Origin of the sequence: Anaerosporobacter faecicola (assembly GCF_012070565.1) — a bacterium.
Lineage (GTDB): Bacteria > Bacillota > Clostridia > Lachnospirales > Lachnospiraceae > Anaerosporobacter > Anaerosporobacter faecicola.
In genome coordinates, this window is sequence record NZ_JAAQRO010000040.1 from 100,043 (window position 1) to 123,219 (window position 23,177).

Consider the following 23,177-nt stretch of genomic DNA (forward strand, 5'->3'; position numbering starts at 1 on the left):
ATAACAGATACCATAACACATATTCAAAATAGAAAGGACTCTATATGAAGAAAGTTATTATTTTATTATCTACGTATAATGGAGAAAAGTATCTGAGCAGTCAGTTAGACAGTATATTAGCGCAAGATTATCCCAATATTATGTTGTGTATACGGGATGATGGTTCTTCTGATCATACCATTGAAATTTTAGATCAATATGTAAAACGATACCCGAATGTAAGTTATTATGCAGGTCATAATATCGGGGTAATAAAAAGTTTTTTTGATTTAATTAGGAATGCGCCAGAAGATGGAGACTATTATGCAATGGCAGATCAGGATGATGTTTGGTGTACGAATAAGATAACAGAAGCAGTAAAGAAAATGGAACAAGAAGAGAACCAAACGCTTCCTATGTTGTATTGCGCTGCTATGACGCTTGTAGATAGTAAACTACAATATGTGAAGACTCTTCAGAGAAAGAGAAGTAAATTGTGTCTGGAAAACGGGTTGGTAGAGAATCTTTGTACGGGGTGTACCAGTCTTATGAACCATAATCTTTGGGAGAAGATTATATGCAATATCCCAACATTTACGGTTATGCATGATTACTGGACTTACTTGGTAGCACTTTCTGTTGGAAAGGTTATATACGATGAGAATTCTTATATTCTTTATCGACAACATAGTAATAATACGTTGGGAACACCAAAGAATTACATAGAACATTTATGGCTGGGATTAAAGCATTATAAGCAAAATCGAAATCAATTAAATATGCAGGCGAAGTGTTTAAAACAGATGTATCGAAAGATGAATCTAGAGAGCAGAACGTTGGATATATTCCTTGCATCGAAAACATCGTGGAGGGCAAGAAAAGATATTATTATACATAACAGAGTGTATCGAGAAAACAGAATGGATAATCTCATATTAAAAGTATTAATTGGTTTAGGTGTTGTTTAATAGTAACCGATCCATATGGGTACGTAGATTTTCCCATGCTTCGTTTGGTTTTTTAGTGGTGTTTATAAATTCCTATGGGGTTCAATACTTACATCATTATATCGACTTAAGAAAATAAAAAAGTGATATTGTTCATAAAATTAGTAGGGCATCCAGTACGGATTGCCCTTTTTTAATGTCATCTGTCAGGATTTGATGTCATCTGTCAGGATTGCAACATTTTATGGATGACTTATGGTATTATTAACAGTAAATTACTTGGATCAGTGATGTATTAAAAGATTGGCTATGATTTGATGGAAGAAAAGGAGAAGAAAGATGGGAATAAGTGAAACAGAAATCGAAGAATATTTGAAACAATTAAATGTAATACCTAAACAACAAGCCTCAGTTTGGGGATCTGTAATGCCATCGCTACTTAATATGGCGCTTTTTGGCCCAACTGCAACTTTATTTGATTTACGATATCATATCTTACATAGTACAGACCGAGAAATCGTTATCATTGGCGTTGATAGTATTACAGGGAAGATGAGACCGGAACATACAATCATACCGATTCAGCAAATTAAGAACATAGAGTTGAAAAAAGGAGTCATTGCTAACAAACTTATAATAGAGAGTGAAATCGGAGTAATGAAATATCGTATTAACAAGACGATGGTAGGAAGTAAGTGGCATAAGGTAAATCTACATAATTTTCTTACTACTATTCGTTAATTGAATTTCCAATGTACAAAATATGAGTTTAAAGATTAAAAAAAATTTGAAAGAACAGGAAAAACCTAGCGTATAAGCTAGGTTTTTTGAGGTTAGTGTGCTCTTATATTATTTACATTGACTTTATCTAGTGGAATTGTATAATTTGCTTAGCGCATTCCTGTCTTTTTTTTCATTCCTTACAATCATTGGAGCTAAGGCTGTGGGTTTTGTTATTCTTAATATCTTGGTGGTCTTCCATTCCAACGAGGATTCATATTCCAAGGATCAGGATAAGGACCCCAAGGGTTAGCCCCAGGCCCAGGTACTGGACGTGGACCAGGACCATATTCAGATCCTTGGCGCCATTCAGGTCCTGGAGCATAGCCAGGTCCAAAGTGTGGACCTGGACCAGGCCCCCATGGACCAGGTCCCCATTGTCCAGGACCCCAAGGACCCCAATGATTTCCTTTACAAGAAGAACAAGAAGTAGTTTTTACTTTGTTTTTAGCCATATATTAATTCACCAATTTACCTGTCGTTATACTGTATAATATGTTTGAATCATGCGTATGGTGACTGATTTTGTGCTTTACTTTAACCAGAAGATGTGAGAGAATAAAAGGGCGAAAGGAGTCTGTTACTGTGCTAAAAACGTTACGTGAAAATAAATTATTATTAAGAAGAATATTCCTAATCATATTAGATGGTTTGATCATCAATGTATGTGCCTTCTTGGCAATCTTGATTCGGTTTGATTTTTCTTTTTCAAGTATTCCAACGCATTATCTAGATGCGCTCCTTACCTATGTTCCATGGAATACAGTAATCACGATCTTTATCTTTTTTTGCTGTAGATTGTATCATAGTTTATGGAAGTACGCGAGTATTGATGAAGTTACGAATATTCTGATTGCTTGTATTATAGCGGCATTTGTACAATATATAGGTTTACATATCCTGCATTTACATGTACCAAGAAGTTATTATCCATTGAGTATGGTCTTTCTTATGGGAGGAATGATCGGAACACGATTTGTATATCGTTTTATGCGTATTCTGTCAAACCGTTATCATGGTGCAAAGAAGAGTCGAATTATGATCATTGGTGCTGGAGAATCAGCAAACGTTATCATTCGTGAGATTGCAACAAGTGCATTCGTTGATGGAACAGTAATCTGTGCCATTGATGATAATCGTTCGAAAGTTGGAAGGTACATTCAAGGGGTTAAGATTGTTGGAACAAGAAAGAAGATTGTTGAGGCTGCGAAGAAGTATGACATCACAGATATCATCATTGCGATGCCAACAGCGCCAAGGAAAGAGATTCGTGCGCTTTTAGAAATCTGTAAGGAAACGAATTGCGTATTGAAGATTTTACCTGGGTTGTATCAATTGATCAATGAAGAAGTAAGTGTTAGCCGTTTGCGTACGGTTGAGATTGAAGACCTATTAGGAAGAGAACCTGTACACATCGATGCAAGAGAGGTTTCGGATTTCCTTCGAGGAAAGGTGGTTATGGTTACTGGTGGTGGTGGTTCTATCGGAAGTGAATTATGTAGACAGATTGCCTCCTTTCATCCAGCGAAACTAATCATTATTGACATCTATGAGAACAATGCATATTTTGTACAACAGGAATTAAAGAATAAATATCCACAATTAGATTTGGTTGTTTTGATTGCATCGGTTCGTAATACGAACCGAATGAAACAAATCTTCGATACGTATCGTCCGGAATTTGTATATCATGCAGCAGCACATAAGCATGTCCCTCTTATGGAGGAAAGTCCGAATGAAGCGATTAAGAATAATGTTGGTGGTACCTTAAAGATTGTGAAGGCTGCTGATCAGTTCGGAGTAAAACGTTTTATCTTCATCAGTACAGATAAAGCAGTAAACCCAACGAATATTATGGGTGCTTCCAAGAGAATCTGCGAAATGATTATTCAAGCGTATAACCGAAGATCCAAGACAGAATTCGTTGCCGTGCGTTTTGGAAATGTATTAGGAAGCAATGGTAGCGTTATCCCATTATTCAAACAACAGATCATGAACGGTGGACCAGTTACGGTAACCCATCCAGATATTATTCGTTTCTTTATGACGATTCCAGAAGCAGTTTCTTTGGTATTACAAGCGGGAGTATATGCACGCGGTGGTGAGATCTTCGTATTAGATATGGGAGAACCGGTTAAGATTGACGAACTTGCCAGAAATCTGATTCGTTTGTCTGGTTTTATTCCAGACAAGGATATTCGTATTGTCTACACGGGATTACGTCCTGGAGAGAAACTATATGAAGAACTACTTATGAAGGAAGAAGGTTTGAAAGAAACTAGCAATAATCGAATCTTCGTAGGCGAACCAATTGCTCTAGATGATGAACAATTCCTAGAAGCGGTAGAGCATTTAGATGGGATAGCTAAGCAGGAGTGTTTGGATATACGAGGAGAAGTGAAGAAGTTAGTACCAACGTATGAATACCAAGGGGCAGTAGATGAATTGAAGCGGAATAAGGTAGTGTCGTGATACTGATCTGTTAATAGTTATAATGGTAAGACATGGACTTGGAAATATACATTAAGTTATCATTAGTATATGGAGGAATCATCGTTTGATGGAAAAGAAAGTAAGGATATCTCGGCTGAATTCTACGATATAATAGAAAGAATAAAAAAGTAAGAATTATTATGTAAGGAAAAGAAAATTGAAAGAATCAAAAAACACGCTTGTCATCGAGCGTGTTTTTTGATTATAGAAGAAAAGACTGTCTTCTCTATACCAGTTTCATTATAATTTTCCGGCCAATTCTTTAATGTAGGCAGTAACTTGATCCTTTAATGAATCTCGTTCCAAAGCAAAATCAATGGTTGCTTTGATAAAGCCGAATTTATCGCCAACATCATAACGAATTCCCTCAAAATCATATGCATAAACGGCTTGCAAATCAAGTAGTCGTTTGATGGCATCGGTTAATTGAATCTCTCCACCAGCACCAGGTTTTTGCGTCGATAAGAACGTAAAAATCTGAGGGGTAAGAATATAACGACCAAGAACAGCTAAATTACTTGGTGCATCTTTGATTGCTGGTTTTTCTACCATATCGGTAAGTTTTACACGTCGTCCAACCGGTTTGTGGCTCTTTGATGGAGCAACGATACCGTATTTGCTTACTTGATCCTGAGCAACGGTCTGAACACCAACAATGGAAGCACCAGTTTCCTGATAGGCTTCAATTAATTGTTCCAAGGCAGGTTTTCCGCCATGATTGACAACAACATCATCCCCTAGAAGAACGGCAAATGGTTCATCTCCAATAAAGGATTTGGCACATAATACGGCATGTCCTAGACCACGAGGTTCTTTCTGTCTTACATAATAGATATTAGCTAAACTAGAGATATCATTCATCATCTTTAATTCAGCAGTTTTTCCTGCTTTAGAGAGATGTTCCTCTAATTCATAAGAACGGTCAAAATGATTCTCCATACAATGCTTATAAGAATTGGTGATAACTAAGATTTCCTCAATTCCACTTTGTACAGCTTCTTCTACAATATACTGAATTGTAGGAGTATCGACAAGAGGTAACATTTCCTTTGGAACTGCTTTTGTTGCTGGTAGGAATCGTGTACCTAAACCAGCAGCGGGTATAACCGCTTTTTTAATTTTGGGCATCTCAATTTCTCCTTTTGTGTTTCATGAATAATTACATTTAAAATATTCCGGGTCCAATGACCTTTTGACCCTTGCACATGAACAAATTGTTCCGTTGCATTGCAACTCCCACAATTCTAAACATTCGTAATCCGCGCAAAAGCGCTACTTGCTCATGTTTTAGCGGGTCAAGACATCATATTTACTTATATGCAAGCATATAAGTGATATGATCTTTTGCCCCTTGCATCTTAGTATATTATAATATGCTTTTCCAGCATTTACAACTAATCTTGTATTCCGGTCCAAGTTTGATCTTTATCACTTAGATTAAGAGGGGTTCCGTCGTCAAGTTGATATCCAGCTGCAGAGGAAGAACCTTGATAGGTTCCTGTTACATGAGGCCATGCTATATTAATGGAAGGATCATTCCAAGCAAGTCCACCTTCATCACCAGGACGGTAGAAGTCAGTGCATTTGTAGCAGAATTCAGCGATTTCACTTAGTACAAGGAACCCATGAGCGAATCCTTCTGGAATGTAGAATTGCTTCTTGTTTTCTTCCGTAAGTTCGACACCAAACCATTTCCCATAGGTTTTGCTGCCTTTTCGAAGATCAACAGCCACATCAAACACAGATCCTTTAATAACCCTTACTAGTTTCCCTTGCGGATATTCTTTTTGAAAATGTAATCCACGAAGAACTCCTTTCGTAGAACAAGATTGGTTATCTTGTACGAAAGAGAGCGTTAACCCTGCCTCCTCCATATCCTTCTGGTTGTAGGTTTCCATAAAGTAGCCTCGTTCGTCACCATGTACCGTAGGTTCAATGATACATAGACCTTCAATGCCACCTGCATTTTTTTCAACTTTTATTTGTCCCATAATATTGCCTTTCTTACATTTGGTTATAATCATAATCATTCATATTCATAGTTGTTCCATTGCTTTGCACGCTCACAATTCTATAGCATTGACAATACGTGCAATTGCGCAGATTTCTTTTTTATCGGGTCAACACGTCATATTCACTTTCTTTGGAGATCAACGTGAATGAACTTATGGCCCTTGCATCATCTTATAAAATATCTTTTAAATACCTTTGTAATGCATCTTGCCAAGGCGGAAGAAGAGTGAAGCCTTCTTTTGTTAACTTACTCTTATCTAAACGACTATTGAATGGTCGTAATGCAGTCGACTGTCCATACTCTTGTGTTGTAACAGGTAAAATCTGCAAATGTTCTGGGGAATATTCGGTATGTCCAAGAGTGGCAGCTTGTCTGAAGATCTCTACGCTAAAATCATACCAGCTGATGTATCCACCTTCATTGGTTGCATGGTAATAGCCGTATCGGTCAGTTTCAATCATATCAACTAAAAGCCTAGCTAGGTCAAAGGTATACGTTGGAGTGCCAATTTGATCAGAAACGACTTTTAGCTGTTCATGGTTTTGTCCAATCTTAAGCATTGTTTTAATAAAATTATTCCCATTCTTACCGAACACCCAGGCAATGCGAACGATGAAATACTGTTCTAATTGTGAAGCAACGGCTTCCTCTCCAAGTAATTTGGTTTTTCCGTAGACATTAAGTGGAGAATAGTTTTTACAATCGGGATCCCATGGTGTGGCTCCTTGTCCATCAAATACATAATCGGTAGATAAGAATAACATTTTACAATGAAGTTGTTGACACATCTGAGCTATTTTTTTCGTTCCCTCTACATTTACGGAATAAACCAGATCCTGATTAGCAGGATCTTCAGCCGCATCGACAGCAGTCCAAGCAGCACAATGGATGACAGCCTCAGGTTTATGGGCATTCATACATTGTTCAATCATCAAAGGGTCGGTAAGATTCATCTCTTCCACATCCACACCGATCGCTTCATGACCACGTTTCGTCAATTCGTTCATTACATCATAGCCTAGTTGCCCTTTGATGCCTGTTACTAGTACTTTCATAGTGATTTGCATACTCCTTTCAAGTGATGATACGTTCTATTGTTATGAAGAAGTTATGGTATCTGTTTACAGATAGATGCAAAACTTCTATATGGTTTTAATACATTGGTCCTGTATAGGTACATCTTCGCACATCTTATTTAACTACAGTACGATTCCCATACATTTTTTCATAATATTGTTGGTATTCACCAGATAGGATGGTTTCCCACCATTCTTTATTCTCCAGATACCATTTGATGGTTTTCTTAATTCCATCTGCAAATTTGGTTTCTGGAAGCCAGCCAAGTTCTGTATGAATCTTCGTTGGATCGATTGCATAGCGCATATCATGTCCTTTTCTGTCGGATACATAGGTAATTAGGCTTTCTGGTTTGCCCAGCTCCTTGCAAATGATCTTAACGATATCAATATTAGTCATTTCATTATGTCCGCCTATGTTATAGACTTCTCCTACGCGCCCTTTATGAATGATCAGATCGATAGCTTTACAGTGGTCCTCTACATATAGCCAGTCACGAACATTTTCGCCAGTTCCATAGACTGGTAGTGGCTTGTCATTCAATGCATTGGCGATCATTAATGGAATTAATTTCTCAGGGAAATGATATGGGCCATAGTTATTTGAGCATCGGCTGATTGTTACAGGAAGTCCATAGGTACGGTGATATGCCAAAACAAGCAGATCAGCAGCTGCCTTTGATGAACTGTAAGGACTGCTGGTATGGATTGGTGTTTCTTCCGTGAAGAAGAGATCTGGTCGGTCCAGTGGAAGATCTCCATAAACTTCGTCTGTGGAAACCTGGTGATAACGTGTGATTCCGTATTTCCTACAAGCATCCATCAGGATGGCAGTACCTTTGATATTCGTATCGAGGAATACTTCAGGATTATCAATGGAACGGTCTACATGACTTTCTGCAGCAAAGTTAACAAGCATATCCGGTTTGTCTTCCTCAAATAATTGATTAACAGCAGCGCGATCTGTAATGTCTGCTTTTACAAAACGGAAATTTGGATTATCCATAACGGATTCTAGTGTGGATAGATTCCCTGCATAGGTCAAACTGTCAAGGCAAATGATCCGATAGGTTGGATACTTATTTAGCATATGAAAAATAAAATTACTTCCGATAAATCCGGCACCGCCGGTAACGATAATTGTCATAATCATGTTCTCCTTTTCTCTAATGTAAGGTGTCTAGATATTTCCCATCTAGGACATCTTTCAAATATTGACCGTATTGATTCTTTTTCAGTACTTCATAAACTCGAAGAACGTCCTCTTTGGAAATCCAACCATTTAGATATGCGATTTCTTCTAAACAAGCAATTTTACGATGTTGGTGAGACTCAACTGTTTTGATGAAATTAGTGGCCTCTACAAGACTTTCATGGGTTCCTGTATCTAACCAGGTGAAGCCCTGACCTAATAACTCAACATTCAAATGATTGTTTTCCAGATAGATACGATTTAGATCGGTGATTTCTAATTCTCCACGAGCACTTGGTTTTAGCGATTTGGCATATTCTACAACGCGGTTGTCGTAGAAATACAATCCTGTAACACAATAATTACTTTTTGGTTTTTCTGGTTTTTCTTCAATGGATATTGCTTTTTGATTGGAGTCAAATTCTACAATACCAAATCGTTCTGGATCATCAACATAATAACCAAAGATCGTAGCACCTTTTCCATTTTCCGCATTCATGACAGCTGTTTGTAATCGCTTATTAAGTCCATGCCCTGTAAAGATATTGTCCCCAAGAACCATAGCAACAGGATCCGTGCCAATAAAAGATTCTCCGATGAGAAAAGCCTGGGCGAGACCATCTGGGCTAGGTTGTACTTCATAAGAAAGTTTAACGCCAAACTGATGTCCATCGCCGAGTAATTCCTGAAAACGTGGGGTATCTTGTGGAGTAGAGATGATTAAGATGTCACGTATTCCAGCATTCATAAGAACGGACATAGGGTAGTAGATCATTGGCTTATCATAGATGGGAAGCAACTGTTTTGATGTTACCATTGTTAATGGATAAAGCCTAGTACCAGAACCTCCTGCAAGTATTATACCTTTCATAAGACCATCCTCCTTTAATTTAATCAGGCTAATAACAATTCTCTTTGGTAGAAGAAATATTTTCATTGATCAACTATCACTATTATAAAAGATGACCTTACGTCACCTTCAAGCTTTTTTTCAAAAATTTCTAATTTTATTTTTCAATACATTCTTATTTTCCCAATTTTTATCGTAGTTACTCAAAACTACTCTTTTTGGCAGAGGAAGACTCCTGCATCTTTTGTTATGTGAAAACCTTTTGCTGTATGTTTCTTAACAAAAGTTCGAAATTCTTTATAATGATCCAATAGATATTGATTCTGGTTTCCATGACAGGAGAGAACATAGGCAATCAATGGTTCTGCATCGGGAATGGATAAAGAATCTTCATAACTTATCCAATTAACCGAAGAGAAATAGGACGATAATAGGGAGGCTCCATTTTCACGACCAAACCGGTCATAAAGCTTCTCAGCTGAAAGGACGATTCGTTCATCAAATGCCTGTACAAGCTGATTTATTTCTATCATATGCTGTTTCCCATACGTACTGCATAGAAACGTTCCATCTGGTTTCAAAACTCGTTTAACTTCTGTGCAAACGGCTGGAATGTCCTCACAGTAAAAGAGTAGGTGACCAGCAATAACCAGATCAAAACTTTCTTCTGGAAAAGGAATGTGATGGCAGTCAAAAGCTTGGAAAGTAAAACGGGGATCATCAGATCCAATGGCACGTCTGGTATCACGTAACATTCCTTCCGAGAGATCGGATAGGATGATATGGATATCTTGTGGGAGTGCATCAATCGAATTTGTCCATAACGTTCCATCACCACAGCCGATTTCTAAGACCCTCATTCCGGAGCGAAGACTACATTGGCGAAAAATCCATGGAAACCAACCTTCTTGATTGGAGGAATACAAGGTATGAAGATTAATTCGGGCGGAGATGTTGGAAGCATTCTGGTATTGATTCTTTAAACTTTTCTCCATACTTGTTAGGTGAATTAGATGTAGCATCTTGCTCCAATCAAGTAGATGTTTATTTTGTAAGGCTTCCGTTGTATCCACAATGGCTTTTTCAACTAATTGCATCTGTTCAATTCGGTCTCGAATTAATCGTAATTGCAGATTCATGGAATTCAGCATAAAGTGGTAATTGGTATCATCAATAGTCATTTCTTTTATATCTTCTAAGGAAAAACCGAGGTACTTTAATAGAAGGATCTGCTGTAAACGTGCAAAATCCTCATCTGTATAGAAACGTGCACCACTTTCATTTACAAAAGTAGGCTTTAAAATTCCTTGTTTATCGTAATACCGTATGGTACGTAAGGTAACGTCAGCCATACGTGCAAATTCTCCTGAAGAATAATACCCTGTTTTTTTCATACTCTGTCCTTTCTTTTGCTAAGTGTTAGAACTGCATTTGTTCCCGCTCGTTTTCCTTCCGATTAGTTACATTATAACCACCCAAGAGGGTGGTGGAAAGGTTATTTCTAAAACTTTTATTAATTATTCCAAATTGCCTTATCTTTGCCAAAGTATCCATTTATTATATGATGCAGTATTGGTTATGAGTTTATTGTAACTGTCTAGAGTAGACTGTATGTTCATTCTGAATAGTTACGGTTAATTAAATCATGAAATATATGTAGGGAAAGAGGAATAACATGAGTGCGAGTAATGTAAAAAGTAATATACGACAGAAGGCAAAGCACAAAAAAAATGTCCATTACATAAGTAAGATTACATGTAAATTATTAATTTTGTGTTTGATTGCGTATTTGTTTATGGGAAAAGGTGGTAGTAATCAAGTTGACGCTTCAAGTGCGGATACAGCAGATTTACGTTTTATATTTACGACCGATCTTCATGGACAGCTGAATAATATGGATTATGAAGTGGGTAATTCTTTTACGATTGGCGGTTTGACAAAAGCATATACGTTAATCAAGGAAGCAAGAAAAGAAGTAAATAGCAATAATTATTTAACCTTTGACATTGGTGATGTTCTATACGATTACTCAACAGAGTATATCTTTTCAGCAGATCAGAAGGCTGTACAACCAATCTATCAGGCAATGAAAAAAGTTGGTTATGATGCCATAACATTAGGTAATCATGATTTTGATTATGGATATGATTATATTACAAGCCAGATCAAGAATGCAGGATTAGAAGATATTACAGTTGTGTCTAATGTATATGATTCCATTACAGGAAAATCAGTATGGAATGAGAATATGATCCTTACAAGAAAGGTAACAACAGACTCTGGTCAGACAGCAACAGTTAAGGTTGGTGTGATTGGAGAGACGATACCAGTATTATCGACGAAGACAGAAAGTTATCTAGGAATTCTCAAGACTGAGGATATTGTGGAGAATGTAAAAAAACAAGCTGCAACTTTGAAGAAAAAGGGGGCAGATGTGGTTGTTGTATTAGCGCATTCTGGTTTTGGTAGTGAAGAGCCTGATCTTAATTACAAGAATGTTTCCTATGCAATAACACAGATTGCTGATGTAGATGCAGTGCTTTGTGGTCATGAACACAAATTGTTTCCAAGTACAGATAAGACAACAACGTATTACGCTTTACCAGGAGTTGACAAGGAAACGAGTTTAGTGAATGGCAAAGTATTGGTAATGGCTAATGACCGAGGAAAAAGTATTGGTATCGCAGATATGAAATTGCATATCTCTAGTTCTGGTAAAGTGACAGTTGCCAGCAGCAAAGGAGAAGTTCGTCAGGTAGATAAGAATAACACGGCAACAGATAATTCACTCAATAAGTATTATGGTGATTGGGAAAACAAATTACTGGACTACACAAAAAAGGAAGTAGCCGTACTTGACAGTAATACATCTCTAACAAGCTATTTGGGTTTGGTGCAAGATAATGCGTCTATTCAGTTGGTAAATGATGCAAAGATCAGTTACGCACAGAAATATGTGAAAACAGTGAAAACAGATTATCAGAATTACCCTGTAATTGCAGCTTCCCAGTATTACAAATACGGTGTGAATTCTATTAATGATTATGCCAATATCTCTGGAAGCATAACAGAATCAGAATTAGCGCAGATTCAAGCATATAATGGATACACTGCATTGTATAAGATTACAGGAAAACAGTTACGAGAATGGCTAGAATGGATTGCTAGCGCTTATGAGACAACATATCAAGAAAATGTGTCCAGTGATGCTGTTATGGCAGGATTGATCCAATCAGGCACCAGTAAGCTATTGATCTCTGACGAATGGCAGAATAGTTGGGGAAATTTCCGTGTGTTTGATGGAATTGAATATAGTATCAGCCCGGCGAATAAACCACGATATGATTACAATGGGAATAAGATTAATAACACCAATCGAATCACAAAATTATCGTATAATGGACAAAATATTACCGATACAATGGAATTCATACTTGCTACAGAAATCATAACGAAGACGACGGAAGCAACGACAAACCTTGATAATCAAGCTATATATAAAGGATATAATCGTTCACAGATTATAGTTAGTAATTACTTAGCAGAGTGTGGAAAGTTAGGAAAGGTACAGTATACTGCAGATAATAACTGGAATATTGTTGTACCGGGTGGCTATACGTTCTTGATTAAGAGTCCACAAGCATCAGAGAACTTTGCAAAGAAGAGCAATTGGTTTTTGAAAGTTGCATCTTCAGTGGAAGGAATGTCCTATATTCAAGGGGATGGATCAATACTCTCGAATATAACGTCAACTCCAACAATCATATTAACCTCAACCAACACTGCGACAACGAATAAAGCGGTAACGGTTTTAGTAAATGCGTATTCTGGTCAAGGTGTGAGTGAATTGCGTTTTGCCTATGGAGACTATTCTGTTAATAGTACAATTTGGGATAGTGCAACAAGTGTTGTTAATGGTCGATTCACGGTACCAGGAAATGGGATTTACACAGTTTACGTAAAAGATGGCCGTGGTAATGCAGCTGTTCGCAAAATTAATGTGAACAATATTACAGATAAGGAATTAGAAGCACCAAAGGTAAATACCTATACAAACAGAAAAACGAAGATCACAGGAACAGCAGAACCAGGAGCAATCATACATTTCGTTGCAAGTACGGGGTTATATAAACATGTGGTAGCAGCAGACGGAACATTTTCTTATGCACTACCAAGTCAACCATCTGGAACAATTGTACAGGTATACGTAGAAGATGCCAGTGGACGTACCAGTGCCCGAACAAAAGTAAAGGTAAAACGTACTGGACCGAATGCAAGTTTATTAGATGCAATTAAGAATAACACAAAAGGTATTACAGGTAATATAAATGATAGTGATGCAACATTGATTGCCATTGTGGATGAAACAGTCTATGTAGCAAAGAATGGTGGAAAAGCAAGCTATATAGCAAGTGAAATCTATAATAAAGAATATACAATCAAAGAAGTTACACAAACCATCGATCGTGACTTGAATATAAAATTAAACATACCAATACTGAAACCTGGTGTTGCAGTTAAGATCTATTCCATTGACCATTTGGGTAGAGCCAGTCGGGCACAGAATCTTAAGGTTGTATCAGCTGGACCGAATACACCTTCAGTATATGAAATTATGGATATTGAGAGAACGATCTATGGACGTGTTACATCTGCAGAAGCTTCCACACAATTCAAAGTATATGTAACCGTAGGAAGTAAGACATATTCAGGAACAACGGATGAAAAAGGCTATTACGCCGTATCCGTCGGAAAATTAACAGCAAAACAATCCGTTAAAGTATATGCAACAGATGTTATAAATGGAAAAACAAGAAAGAGCTATTCAAAAACGGCAACAGTAGGCAGTGTGAATGATTACTTGGCAACAGGTGGCGATACGTTCTTCTTAGATACCATAACTAATAAGATGACATCAATCTCAATCTATCAGGAACCACAGGAAGATGTCTATGTATCGATTAATAAGACGGTTTATGAAGGAATCACCAATGAGGCTGGAGAATTCGTATTGGATCTGAATAAGAAGATTGCTGCGGGAACGAAGATCTATGCTTTTACGCGTTTTACAAATGGAGGAATCTATCAGGTAGAATCCATCAAAGTAATTGCTGATGTACCAATGGTACCTTATACGATGAACAAATCCATTACGACACATACGAAGACTATTAAGATGGTAACCGATGAAAAATGTACGGTTGTCATGAAGGTTGGAGATGACAAATATACGAAGACCTCAGGAACGTATGATAGTTCTATTGATGGATATGTATATAGTTTCTCTATTCCAAGAACAAATGCATCAAAAACAATCAGTGTATATGCAAAGAATTCCGTAGGAGCAAGTAAATCAGTAAAATTATCCATCGTAGAGACTGCGCCAAATGCACCAAAGGTTGACGCTGTTCATGCATCAGACGAAACGATTACGGGAACGGTTCATCTGATTGCTCCAGATATATTAGGAGAAAATGAAGATGTAACAGCGAAGAATACGAAGACGGTTGTCTATGCAAAGATTGGAAGTAAACAATATACAGGAGAAGTCGATGATGATGGTAACTATGTGATCAAGATACCAAAACAAAAAGCAGGTACAAAGATTAAAGTATGGGGGTCCAATAAAGCAGGCGGAGCTGGACCGATCAAAGAAATTACGGTGAAAAAGTAGGAGTAAAATATAAGAGAGATGATCCCAACAATTGGGGTTCATCTCTCTTAATTTTTTCTTGTTTCACGTGCAAAGAATTCGAAATTAGGGATTTGTAAATTTTTCTTTAAAACCTATTGACATTGTAGGAAAAATAGAGTATAAATAATATATAAAACATATTAAGTTACTAGGAAATGTATAAAATGAAAATACATCATAACAGTTCAAAAACACGAAGTATTTTCGATATAGAATCAGCAAATAATAATCATACGAAAACAACATACATTAAACTAGTACAATAGAAAGCAGTTTAAAATTTTTAGACTCCAATAATAAAATAAGAAAGAAGAAAAGGGGAAATCATTATGGCAAAGATAGCAAAGAAATTAACAGATTTGATCGGTAACACACCTTTATTGGAATTATCCAATTATGAGGAAAATAACAAGCTAGAAGCAAATTTAATCGTAAAACTGGAGTACTTTAATCCACTTGGTAGTGTAAAAGACCGTGTTGCTTATGCAATGATCGAAGAAGGAATTAAGCAAGGTAAGATTAATCAGGATACGGTAATTATTGAACCAACAAGTGGTAATACAGGAATTGGTTTAGCATTCGTAGCAGCGTCCAAAGGATTACGTCTAATTTTAACAATGCCAGATACAATGAGTATTGAAAGAAGAAGAATTGTTGCTGCATTAGGAGCCGAGGTTGTATTAACTCCTGGAGCAGAAGGTATGAAGGGCGCCATTGCAAAAGCCAATGAATTAGTAGCAGAATACGGAAATGCTATTATTCCTCAACAATTTGAGAACAAAGCTAATCCAGAAGCACATAGAAAAACAACGGCAGAAGAAATTTGGAGAGATACCGATGGTAATGTGGATATCTTCGTTGCAGGTGTTGGTACCGGCGGTACCATAACTGGAAATGGAGAAGTTTTAAAACAAAAGAATCCGAATGTAAAGATCGTTGCCGTAGAACCAGCTGCATCAGCAGTGTTAAGTGGAGAAAAACCAGGACCACACAAGATTCAAGGAATCGGTGCAGGATTTATTCCAGAAGTTATGAATCTTGACATTGTAGATGAAATCTTCAAAGTTGAGAATGAAGATGCATTCACAGCATCAAGAGCTGTGGCAAAACAGGAAGGATTGTTAGTGGGAATTTCTGCAGGAGCAGCAATCCATGCTGCAACAGAAATTGCAAAACGTCCAGAAAACAAAGGAAAGAATATCGTTGTATTACTTCCAGATACAGGAGAACGTTATTTATCAACTGCTCTATTTGAAGAGTAGTAAAGCAAGGGTCCAAAAGGTCATATTCACTTTGTGTTTGTCAATAAGTGAATATGACCTTTTGACTTGCTAAACAGGAGCAAGAAGCGTAAAGACCCAGAATAATAACCAAAAACGAGATGCCGCACCATTGGTACGACATCTCGTTTTTGGTTATGTTAATAGTGATTACTTATCTGAATCTTCAATTACAGTCAATAGACAACTAACACTGGAACCATTCTCTAAGGAAGCTTTTATTACGCAAGAACCTGCTTCTTTTGTAGAGATCTTTCCCGTTGAACTAATAACAGCGACATCTTCGTTGGAACTAGAGAATTTGGGAACTTCAACGGTAGTATTCGGTTTGATAATCAAAAGATTTTCTAAGAATGGGTAACGTTTCCCAACTACTAAAGAAAGTTCTGACTTAACCAAAACAATACTAGCAGCTGGAGGTCCAACTGTAATCTCACATTCTAATGACTTTACTGTTTTTGATTTTTCTTTTACTGTAGCTGTAATTATACATGTCCCGTTCTTATCATTCGTAGTAATTACGCCTTCTTTATCAACGGTTGCTATTTCTGTATCATCAGACTTGAAAGTAACAGTTTGATTGTCTTCTAAGTTATACACCTTCAGCGTATAGCTGGAATTTGTTACGATCAACTTTTTTTTGACATTCAATTTTGCATTACAACTATCTTTTTCTGGGGTTGTTGTGTGTTGGCTTGCCTTTGCTACTGTTGTAAAAGCAGAATTCGGAATAGGTACCGTACATATGACGAAACTTGCAAAACCAACTGCAAAAATTCTTTTTTTAATATTTTTAACGTTCATACTTGACTCCTATCTGCATTCATAACATGCAATATCGTATTAACATTAACCTATTATTAATATATTCACATCTCAAGTTAATTATATATTGAGTTTTTGTCAGAATGATGTCAACTTTGTAAGAAATTCAAAAATTAGTAGTCTCTCCATGGAAATAAAGGATTTGGTAATTTCGTAAGAAATTGTTAAGAAATAACCTGTACTTGATACTTGTACAAATGACATAGAATAAGATATAATAACCATATTGATACTATACAATGCTATGCATTTTTGAAACATGTATCATAAAACGACTAAATACCGTTAGCTAATAGAAAGGACGGGTGTAAATGCAGCATATCTTAATTGCGGATGATAATAATGATATAACAGATATTTTGTCAACCTATGCACAAAAAGAGGGGTATGAACCAGTTGTAGCCTCAGATGGTGTAGAAGCGTTAGAATTATTTCAAAAGTATGAACCAGTAGCGGTTTTATTAGATGTCATGATGCCAAAGGAAGATGGGTATGAGGTTTGTAGAAAGATTCGAAGCAAATCGAATACACCCGTAATCTTGATCACAGCAAGAGGAGAAGATTTTGAGAAGATTATGGGACTTGATATTGGCGCAGATGACTATATTGTAAAACCTTTTAGTCCAAGTGAGGTTATGGCAAGAGTTCGTGCAGTTCTTCGACGTATGTCAAATGCAACGCAACCTCAGAAGTCGGAGAATACCATATCAATTAGTAATTTGGATATTAATCTTGATGAATATACACTCTACATAGATGGTAAGAAGATGTCGCTAACGAAAAAAGAAATTGAAACCATGTGGACCCTTGCGGGAAATCCGAATAAAGTATTTACGAGAGACAATCTGTTGGATAGTTTATGGGGATTTGATTATTTTGGTGATAGTCGTACCGTGGATTCTCATATTAAGCGACTACGTGCCAAGTTGGATAAAGTTGAACATCCAGATTGGACGATTAAGACCATATGGGGTGTAGGATATAAGTTTGAAATCGAGGAAGCTTAATGAGTATTGTAGATCATAACAATAATGTAAAGTTTTATAATCGGATATCTTCCCGTGTATATTTTTATTTTGCCATTATCATCTGTATCTTTGCAGCAACGCTTGGAATCATGTTTCTTCAGTTAAGTAAATCAAATCAGAAGAATACATATAGAGAGCGGTTGCTTAACAAAGGAAGAAGTATTGCAGAGATTCTGAATAACTACATTATTTATGAAAATTATGATGAATATCCTGCATTTTTAACGACATTAAAAAAGATTGAGACATCTGAGATGGATATCTGGATCATTGATAATGGAGAAGACGATAGCCCAATGAAAGACCTTTCTGATACGGATCTTACGAATATCGAACTGAATCGTAGCATACGGATCGTATTGGAGAATGCGTTGAAAGGGAAAGAAACGGATAAAGTATATTTTAGTGATATCTATAATGAGACGGTTATGTCCATTGGGATACCAGTGTATGATGAGAATAAAGTCGTAGCTGGTGCGGTTATCTTACATGCACCGATCAAAGGGCAGGGACAATTGATCAAAACAAGTTTACGAATGATCTTGATGAGTGCAATTACTGCTTTATTCGTATGTTTTATTGTTGCAGTCATTTTTGCGAAAAGATTAACACAACCAATTTCTAAGATGAGAGTAACAGCGCTTGGATTGGCAGAAGGAGATTATTCCTTAAAGATTGAGAGTGATCAAAAGGATGAGTTAGGAGATTTGGCAAGAACATTTGATATACTTTCAGATCGATTGGCACAAAGTGAGGAAGAACGGAAGAACATGGAGCAGATGCGTATGGATTTTTTTGCAAATGTTTCGCATGAATTACGTACCCCAATCACAGTTATTCGTGCTTATACCGAGATGTTGATTGATGGGATTGTTACAGATCCAGAAAAGATTAATGCCAACTATGAACGTATGTTAAAAGAGTGTAAAGGCATGGAACGGCTGGTCGGTGATTTGTTATTACTCTCTAAGATGCAGAATCCAGATTTTGCTGTAGAGAAGGAGCCGATCAATGTAATCCAGATTTTTGATGACATATTGCGTAACGCTTCTGCAATCTGTGTAAAGAAGAATATAAAACTGGACATTCAAAAGACAGAAGGCTCGGTTATGATGTTAGGAGATTATGATCGACTGCGCCAGATGTTTATGATTATCTTTGATAATGCGGTTAAATTTTCCAATGAAAATTCAACCATATACATAAAAATTATGTGTATGGACATAATAAGAATATCAATTAAAGATGAAGGTGTTGGAATCACAAAAGAGGAATTACCGTACATCTTTGATAAATTCTATAAATCAAAGCTAAGACAGAATGCCAATGGTTCTGGATTGGGATTAGCAATTGCAAGACAGATAGCCATTAAACATAATGGTGTGATTAATGTGGAAAGCGAGATTGGTAAAGGAACAGAGTTTCAATTCTCTTTCCAAAAACTCACGGATTATGAAGATTTAGAAGATATAGTGGAACAAGAAATTGCTACATCGATGTCAGACAACATACAATAATTGGACAAGTAGTAGAATAATACTAAATAAACTCTTAAATAATAGAATTAATAAAAAGATAAAATAAAATTGTCTTACTCCTTGCAATGCAATATGAAAAGAGTTATAATAAAGGCAGTTAAAAACTGAAAACAAAATATTGTAATACTTCCTGGAATGTGCGACAATCTTGTTATTTTGAACCTACATTTACGAATCCGGGACACCAATATTTTTATGTTAATGTCAAGCCACCAACTGTAGTGGAAGGCAGAAACATAAGTGAGGTAACCCACCTAGCTATAGCTAGGAGTCAAAATACAAGAAACGGCATTTTGGGGTATTACACAAATGATTAAGGCAGCGTAAGCTGCCTTTTTCTTAGTTCTTTTATTGAATTCAGAGGCGTACGCATGAAAGAAAACGTAGTTCCACAATAACAAATCAAGGGATTCCTACTGGTAATTTACGAGTAAATAGTATATTATGGATAAGGAATGGAATAATGATTAAGTACAGATTGCAGAGTTTTAATTTAGATGAATAGATGGAGGCGGAAGATGAAACACGGATTTGTAAAAGTTGCAGCAGCGACTCCTATGGTTAAGGTTGCTGATCCCACATATAATACCCAACAGATTGTTGAGTTGATTCATAAGGCAGCTGAAGAGAAAGTAAGAGTATTGGTTTTTCCAGAGTTATGTATTACAGGATATACCTGTGGAGATCTATTTTTACAGAATACCTTATTATCAGAAGCAAAAGAATCTCTTGTTAAGATTATACGAGAAACAAAAAACCGAAATATGGTAGTTGTAGTAGGATTGCCAATTATGAAATTAGGAAATCTTTATAATACAGCTGCAGTTATTTTTGAAGGCCAGTTACTTGGAATCGTGCCGAAAGTCAACATACCAAATTATTCGGAATTTTATGAAGCAAGATATTTTGGTATTGGAAATGAAAAGGTAGAATACATCGATATTATAGATGAGAAAGAGATTCCATTCGGTGCAAATCTATTGTTCCGTTGTAATGAGCTTCAGGATTTTATAATCTCTGTTGAAATCTGCGAAGATTTATGGGTACCAATTCCACCATCTTCTAGACATGCTTTGGCAGGGGCGACAGTAATCGTCAATCCTTCCGCAAGTAATGAGACAACTGGAAAAGATATTTATCGAAAAGATTTGGTTTGTGCACAATCGGCATCTATAATGGGAGCTTATATCTATGCAAGTGCTGGTGAAGGGGAATCTACATCGGATGTTGTATTCTCAGGTCATAATTTGATTGCAGAGAATGGGACGATCTTAAAAGAAGCACCACGATTCACGAATGATCTGACCATTTCTGAAATAGATATTCAAAAATTGGTGAGTGAAAGAAGAAGAATGTCAACATTCTGTACTAATAATGATGAAAATTATACATTTGTTGATTTTACATTTACTGATCATGCATTAAAAGATCAGTTGGAGACAACATTAACACGTACCTTTGCTAAGACTCCATTTGTTCCAAGTGCAAAGGATAAGCGGGATAAACGTTGTGAGGAAATCTTAAATATACAGGCATTTGGATTAAAGAAACGACTGATGCATATTGGTTGTAAGAATGCCGTAGTTGGAATATCTGGTGGTTTGGATTCAACATTAGCTTTACTTGTTATGGTGAAAGCATATGATTTGCTTGGGTTAGACCGTAGCAATATAATTGCAGTTACTATGCCTTGTTTTGGTACAACGGATCGCACCTATAACAATGCGGTTACTTTGACAAGAAAGTTAGGAGCAACTTTACGGGAAATACCAATTAGAGAAGCAGTGTTGCTTCATTTAAAAGATATTGGACATGATGTGAATAATCATGATGTTACTTATGAGAATGCACAGGCAAGAGAACGTACTCAGATTCTTATGAATGTGGCCAATCAAAGCAATGGAATCGTAGTGGGAACAGGCGATATGTCAGAGCTGGCTCTAGGTTGGGCAACTTACAATGGAGATCATATGTCTATGTATGGAGTAAATTGTTCCGTACCAAAGACTTTGGTACGGTATTTGGTGGCATATTATGCAGATACATTAAAGGATCAAGAATTACGTGACATTCTTTTAGATGTATTGGATACACCAGTAAGCCCAGAGTTATTGCCTCCGGAAGACGGAAAGATTTCACAGAAGACAGAAGATTTAGTGGGACCGTATGAGTTACATGACTTCTTCTTATATTATGTTATGCGTTTTGGATTCACACCAGGTAAAGTGTTCCGCCTAGCAAAGAATGCATTTGCAGGAGATTATGAAGATGTGGTGATCTACAAATGGCTCCGTACGTTCTATTGGAGATTCTTTACGCAGCAATTTAAACGAAATTGTTTGCCAGATGGTCCAAAGGTAGGAAGTGTAGCAGTCTCTCCAAGAGGCGATCTGCGTATGCCAAGTGATGCAAGTAGTGCGGTTTGGATGAAAGAATTAGATGAAATCAAGCAGGAATATGGATTAACGATTTAGTGCAAAAATGGTCGCTATTCATAGTGGACATGAGGTTCTTTAAGGAATAGCGATGATTAGAATAACGTAAGATAGAGGAGAGATTGAGCAGATGGAAAGTTACGATATTGATGATTTTATTGAAGAAGTAAAATTTCAAATGATAGAATATGACGTGTTGGACGAAAGCACGATCTTAGATTGGGAAAAGAAAGCACGTGCTTATATAGGAAAGCAAAGAGGGAATAAGAACATCATCATAAAATCAGAGGAAGAGATCTATATTAAGATCAAAGGCGAAGAAGTTATGGAAAAGATTGCACTGGAGTATTACCGAGCATTCCGTGATCAGGATTTAGATGGGTACTGGAAACGCTTTCGTTTGTAAACAGATCAAAAAATAATAAAAAATAAAAATCTAGAACAAAGGTTGTCAGGGCGGTTAATGATCCGTTCATGGCAGCGTTTGTTCTAGATTTTTTATTTTATGCCTTTGTTATGTATTGTTGGAAGTATCATTCCATGATCATTTCTCTGCTTTTTTCAGAGTGGTTTTAATGGCATCTAACAGGAGGGTCTGGGTATATTTACTGTTCTCTGATAATTGAACGGAATCCACGTCACCAGTTTCATAGAGTTGGGAAGCAATGTCATCTAAGGAAGGTTGCAATAATGGGAACATGGTCGTTACTGTTTCGCTGAGATTGGTTATACTAACTGAATTAATATGGCTTTCGTCGACTACAACTTCAATATTGAGGGAAGTCTCTCCTATCGTTAATTCAGATGTCCATACTCCTGCTGTATATTTTGCTGATTCCTCCACATCAGAGCCTTTCTTCTTATCGGGTAGAAACATAAAGATCAGTAGTAATATAAGAAGAATACCTAAGCCAGCAAATATTGCTGTGTAAATTATTTCTTTCAGTTGAATGATAACAATCTTAGTTTTTGACATCTTTTATCCTCCATAAGTTTCGTTATTATAGTATATTATTTACCTAAAATATTTATGACTGTTTAGGAA

18 protein-coding genes and 1 other RNA gene are annotated in these 23,177 nt (G+C 36.7%); 10 read left to right on the forward strand and 9 right to left on the reverse strand.

The window, feature by feature from the left end:
* Positions 1–44: 44 nt before the first annotated feature.
* Both HBB17_RS16860 and HBB17_RS16865 read left to right on the forward strand, forming a co-directional pair.
* Positions 45–947 (forward strand): glycosyltransferase, encoded by a 903-nt coding sequence (locus tag HBB17_RS16860; RefSeq protein ID WP_167958661.1) that lies wholly within the window; start codon positions 45–47, stop codon positions 945–947.
* Positions 948–1,265: 318 nt separating this feature from the next.
* Positions 1,266–1,667: a hypothetical protein gene (locus tag HBB17_RS16865; RefSeq protein ID WP_167958662.1), complete on the forward strand. Its 402-nt coding sequence runs from the start codon at positions 1,266–1,268 to the stop codon at positions 1,665–1,667.
* Positions 1,668–1,885: 218 nt separating this feature from the next.
* On the opposite strand, the gene HBB17_RS16870 is transcribed toward HBB17_RS16865, so the two are convergent.
* A complete protein-coding gene (locus HBB17_RS16870; RefSeq protein ID WP_167958596.1) occupies positions 1,886–2,161 on the reverse strand; it encodes a hypothetical protein in 276 nt (91 codons plus the stop codon).
* A gap of 130 nt (positions 2,162–2,291) precedes the next feature.
* Between HBB17_RS16870 and HBB17_RS16875 the strand changes: the two genes are divergently transcribed.
* A complete protein-coding gene (locus HBB17_RS16875; protein WP_167958663.1) occupies positions 2,292–4,178 on the forward strand; it encodes a polysaccharide biosynthesis protein in 1,887 nt (628 codons plus the stop codon).
* 261 nt (positions 4,179–4,439) lie between these two features.
* On the opposite strand, the gene galU is transcribed toward HBB17_RS16875, so the two are convergent.
* The 6 genes from galU to HBB17_RS16905 form a co-directional block, all read right to left on the reverse strand.
* A complete protein-coding gene (gene galU / locus HBB17_RS16880) occupies positions 4,440–5,327 on the reverse strand; it encodes a UTP--glucose-1-phosphate uridylyltransferase GalU (RefSeq protein ID WP_167958664.1) in 888 nt (295 codons plus the stop codon).
* A gap of 266 nt (positions 5,328–5,593) precedes the next feature.
* Positions 5,594–6,190 (reverse strand): dTDP-4-dehydrorhamnose 3,5-epimerase, encoded by a 597-nt coding sequence (gene rfbC / locus HBB17_RS16885; RefSeq protein ID WP_167958712.1) that lies wholly within the window; start codon positions 6,188–6,190, stop codon positions 5,594–5,596.
* Between the two features lie 193 nt (positions 6,191–6,383).
* Positions 6,384–7,268, reverse strand: a complete 885-nt coding sequence (rfbD, locus tag HBB17_RS16890; RefSeq protein ID WP_167958665.1) for a dTDP-4-dehydrorhamnose reductase — start codon at positions 7,266–7,268, stop codon at positions 6,384–6,386.
* Between the two features lie 136 nt (positions 7,269–7,404).
* A complete protein-coding gene (rfbB, locus tag HBB17_RS16895) occupies positions 7,405–8,436 on the reverse strand; it encodes a dTDP-glucose 4,6-dehydratase (protein ID WP_167958666.1) in 1,032 nt (343 codons plus the stop codon).
* 19 nt (positions 8,437–8,455) lie between these two features.
* Positions 8,456–9,352 carry a glucose-1-phosphate thymidylyltransferase RfbA gene (gene rfbA / locus HBB17_RS16900; RefSeq protein ID WP_167958667.1) on the reverse strand — a complete coding sequence of 299 codons (897 nt, stop codon included), beginning with the start codon at positions 9,350–9,352 and terminating at the stop codon, positions 8,456–8,458.
* A gap of 188 nt (positions 9,353–9,540) precedes the next feature.
* The gene (locus HBB17_RS16905) at positions 9,541–10,725 is read right to left on the reverse strand and encodes a MerR family transcriptional regulator (RefSeq protein WP_167958668.1); all 1,185 of its coding nucleotides are present in this window, start codon (positions 10,723–10,725) and stop codon (positions 9,541–9,543) included.
* 281 nt (positions 10,726–11,006) lie between these two features.
* Between HBB17_RS16905 and HBB17_RS16910 the strand changes: the two genes are divergently transcribed.
* Together HBB17_RS16910 and cysK are read left to right on the forward strand one after the other, a co-directional pair.
* Entirely contained in the window at positions 11,007–15,005 is a 3,999-nt protein-coding gene (locus HBB17_RS16910) for an Ig-like domain-containing protein (protein WP_167958669.1), read from the forward strand.
* A gap of 350 nt (positions 15,006–15,355) precedes the next feature.
* Positions 15,356–16,288 carry a cysteine synthase A gene (gene cysK, locus HBB17_RS16915; RefSeq protein WP_167958670.1) on the forward strand — a complete coding sequence of 311 codons (933 nt, stop codon included), beginning with the start codon at positions 15,356–15,358 and terminating at the stop codon, positions 16,286–16,288.
* Between the two features lie 168 nt (positions 16,289–16,456).
* Here cysK and HBB17_RS16920 read toward each other — a convergent pair whose 3' ends face one another.
* A complete protein-coding gene (locus HBB17_RS16920) occupies positions 16,457–17,110 on the reverse strand; it encodes an Ig-like domain-containing protein (protein WP_167958671.1) in 654 nt (217 codons plus the stop codon).
* 332 nt (positions 17,111–17,442) lie between these two features.
* On the opposite strand from HBB17_RS16920, the gene HBB17_RS16925 reads away from it, so the two are divergent.
* The 5 genes from HBB17_RS16925 (at position 17,443) to HBB17_RS16945 (ending at position 22,538) form a co-directional block, all read left to right on the forward strand.
* A complete protein-coding gene (locus HBB17_RS16925; RefSeq protein WP_167958672.1) occupies positions 17,443–18,138 on the forward strand; it encodes a response regulator transcription factor in 696 nt (231 codons plus the stop codon).
* Entirely contained in the window at positions 18,138–19,676 is a 1,539-nt protein-coding gene (locus HBB17_RS16930; RefSeq protein ID WP_167958673.1) for a sensor histidine kinase, read from the forward strand. Before HBB17_RS16925 ends, HBB17_RS16930 begins: the two co-directional genes overlap by 1 nt.
* Positions 19,677–19,821: 145 nt before the next feature.
* Positions 19,822–20,001: non-coding RNA, 6S RNA (gene ssrS / locus HBB17_RS16935), on the forward strand.
* 214 nt (positions 20,002–20,215) lie between these two features.
* Positions 20,216–22,171 carry an NAD(+) synthase gene (locus HBB17_RS16940; RefSeq protein ID WP_167958674.1) on the forward strand — a complete coding sequence of 652 codons (1,956 nt, stop codon included), beginning with the start codon at positions 20,216–20,218 and terminating at the stop codon, positions 22,169–22,171.
* 91 nt (positions 22,172–22,262) lie between these two features.
* Entirely contained in the window at positions 22,263–22,538 is a 276-nt protein-coding gene (locus HBB17_RS16945; protein ID WP_167958675.1) for a hypothetical protein, read from the forward strand.
* Between the two features lie 138 nt (positions 22,539–22,676).
* On the opposite strand, the gene HBB17_RS16950 is transcribed toward HBB17_RS16945, so the two are convergent.
* Positions 22,677–23,108, reverse strand: coding sequence for a hypothetical protein (locus tag HBB17_RS16950; protein ID WP_167958676.1), 432 nt, complete (start codon positions 23,106–23,108; stop codon positions 22,677–22,679).
* Between the last annotated feature and the right edge of the window lie 69 nt (positions 23,109–23,177).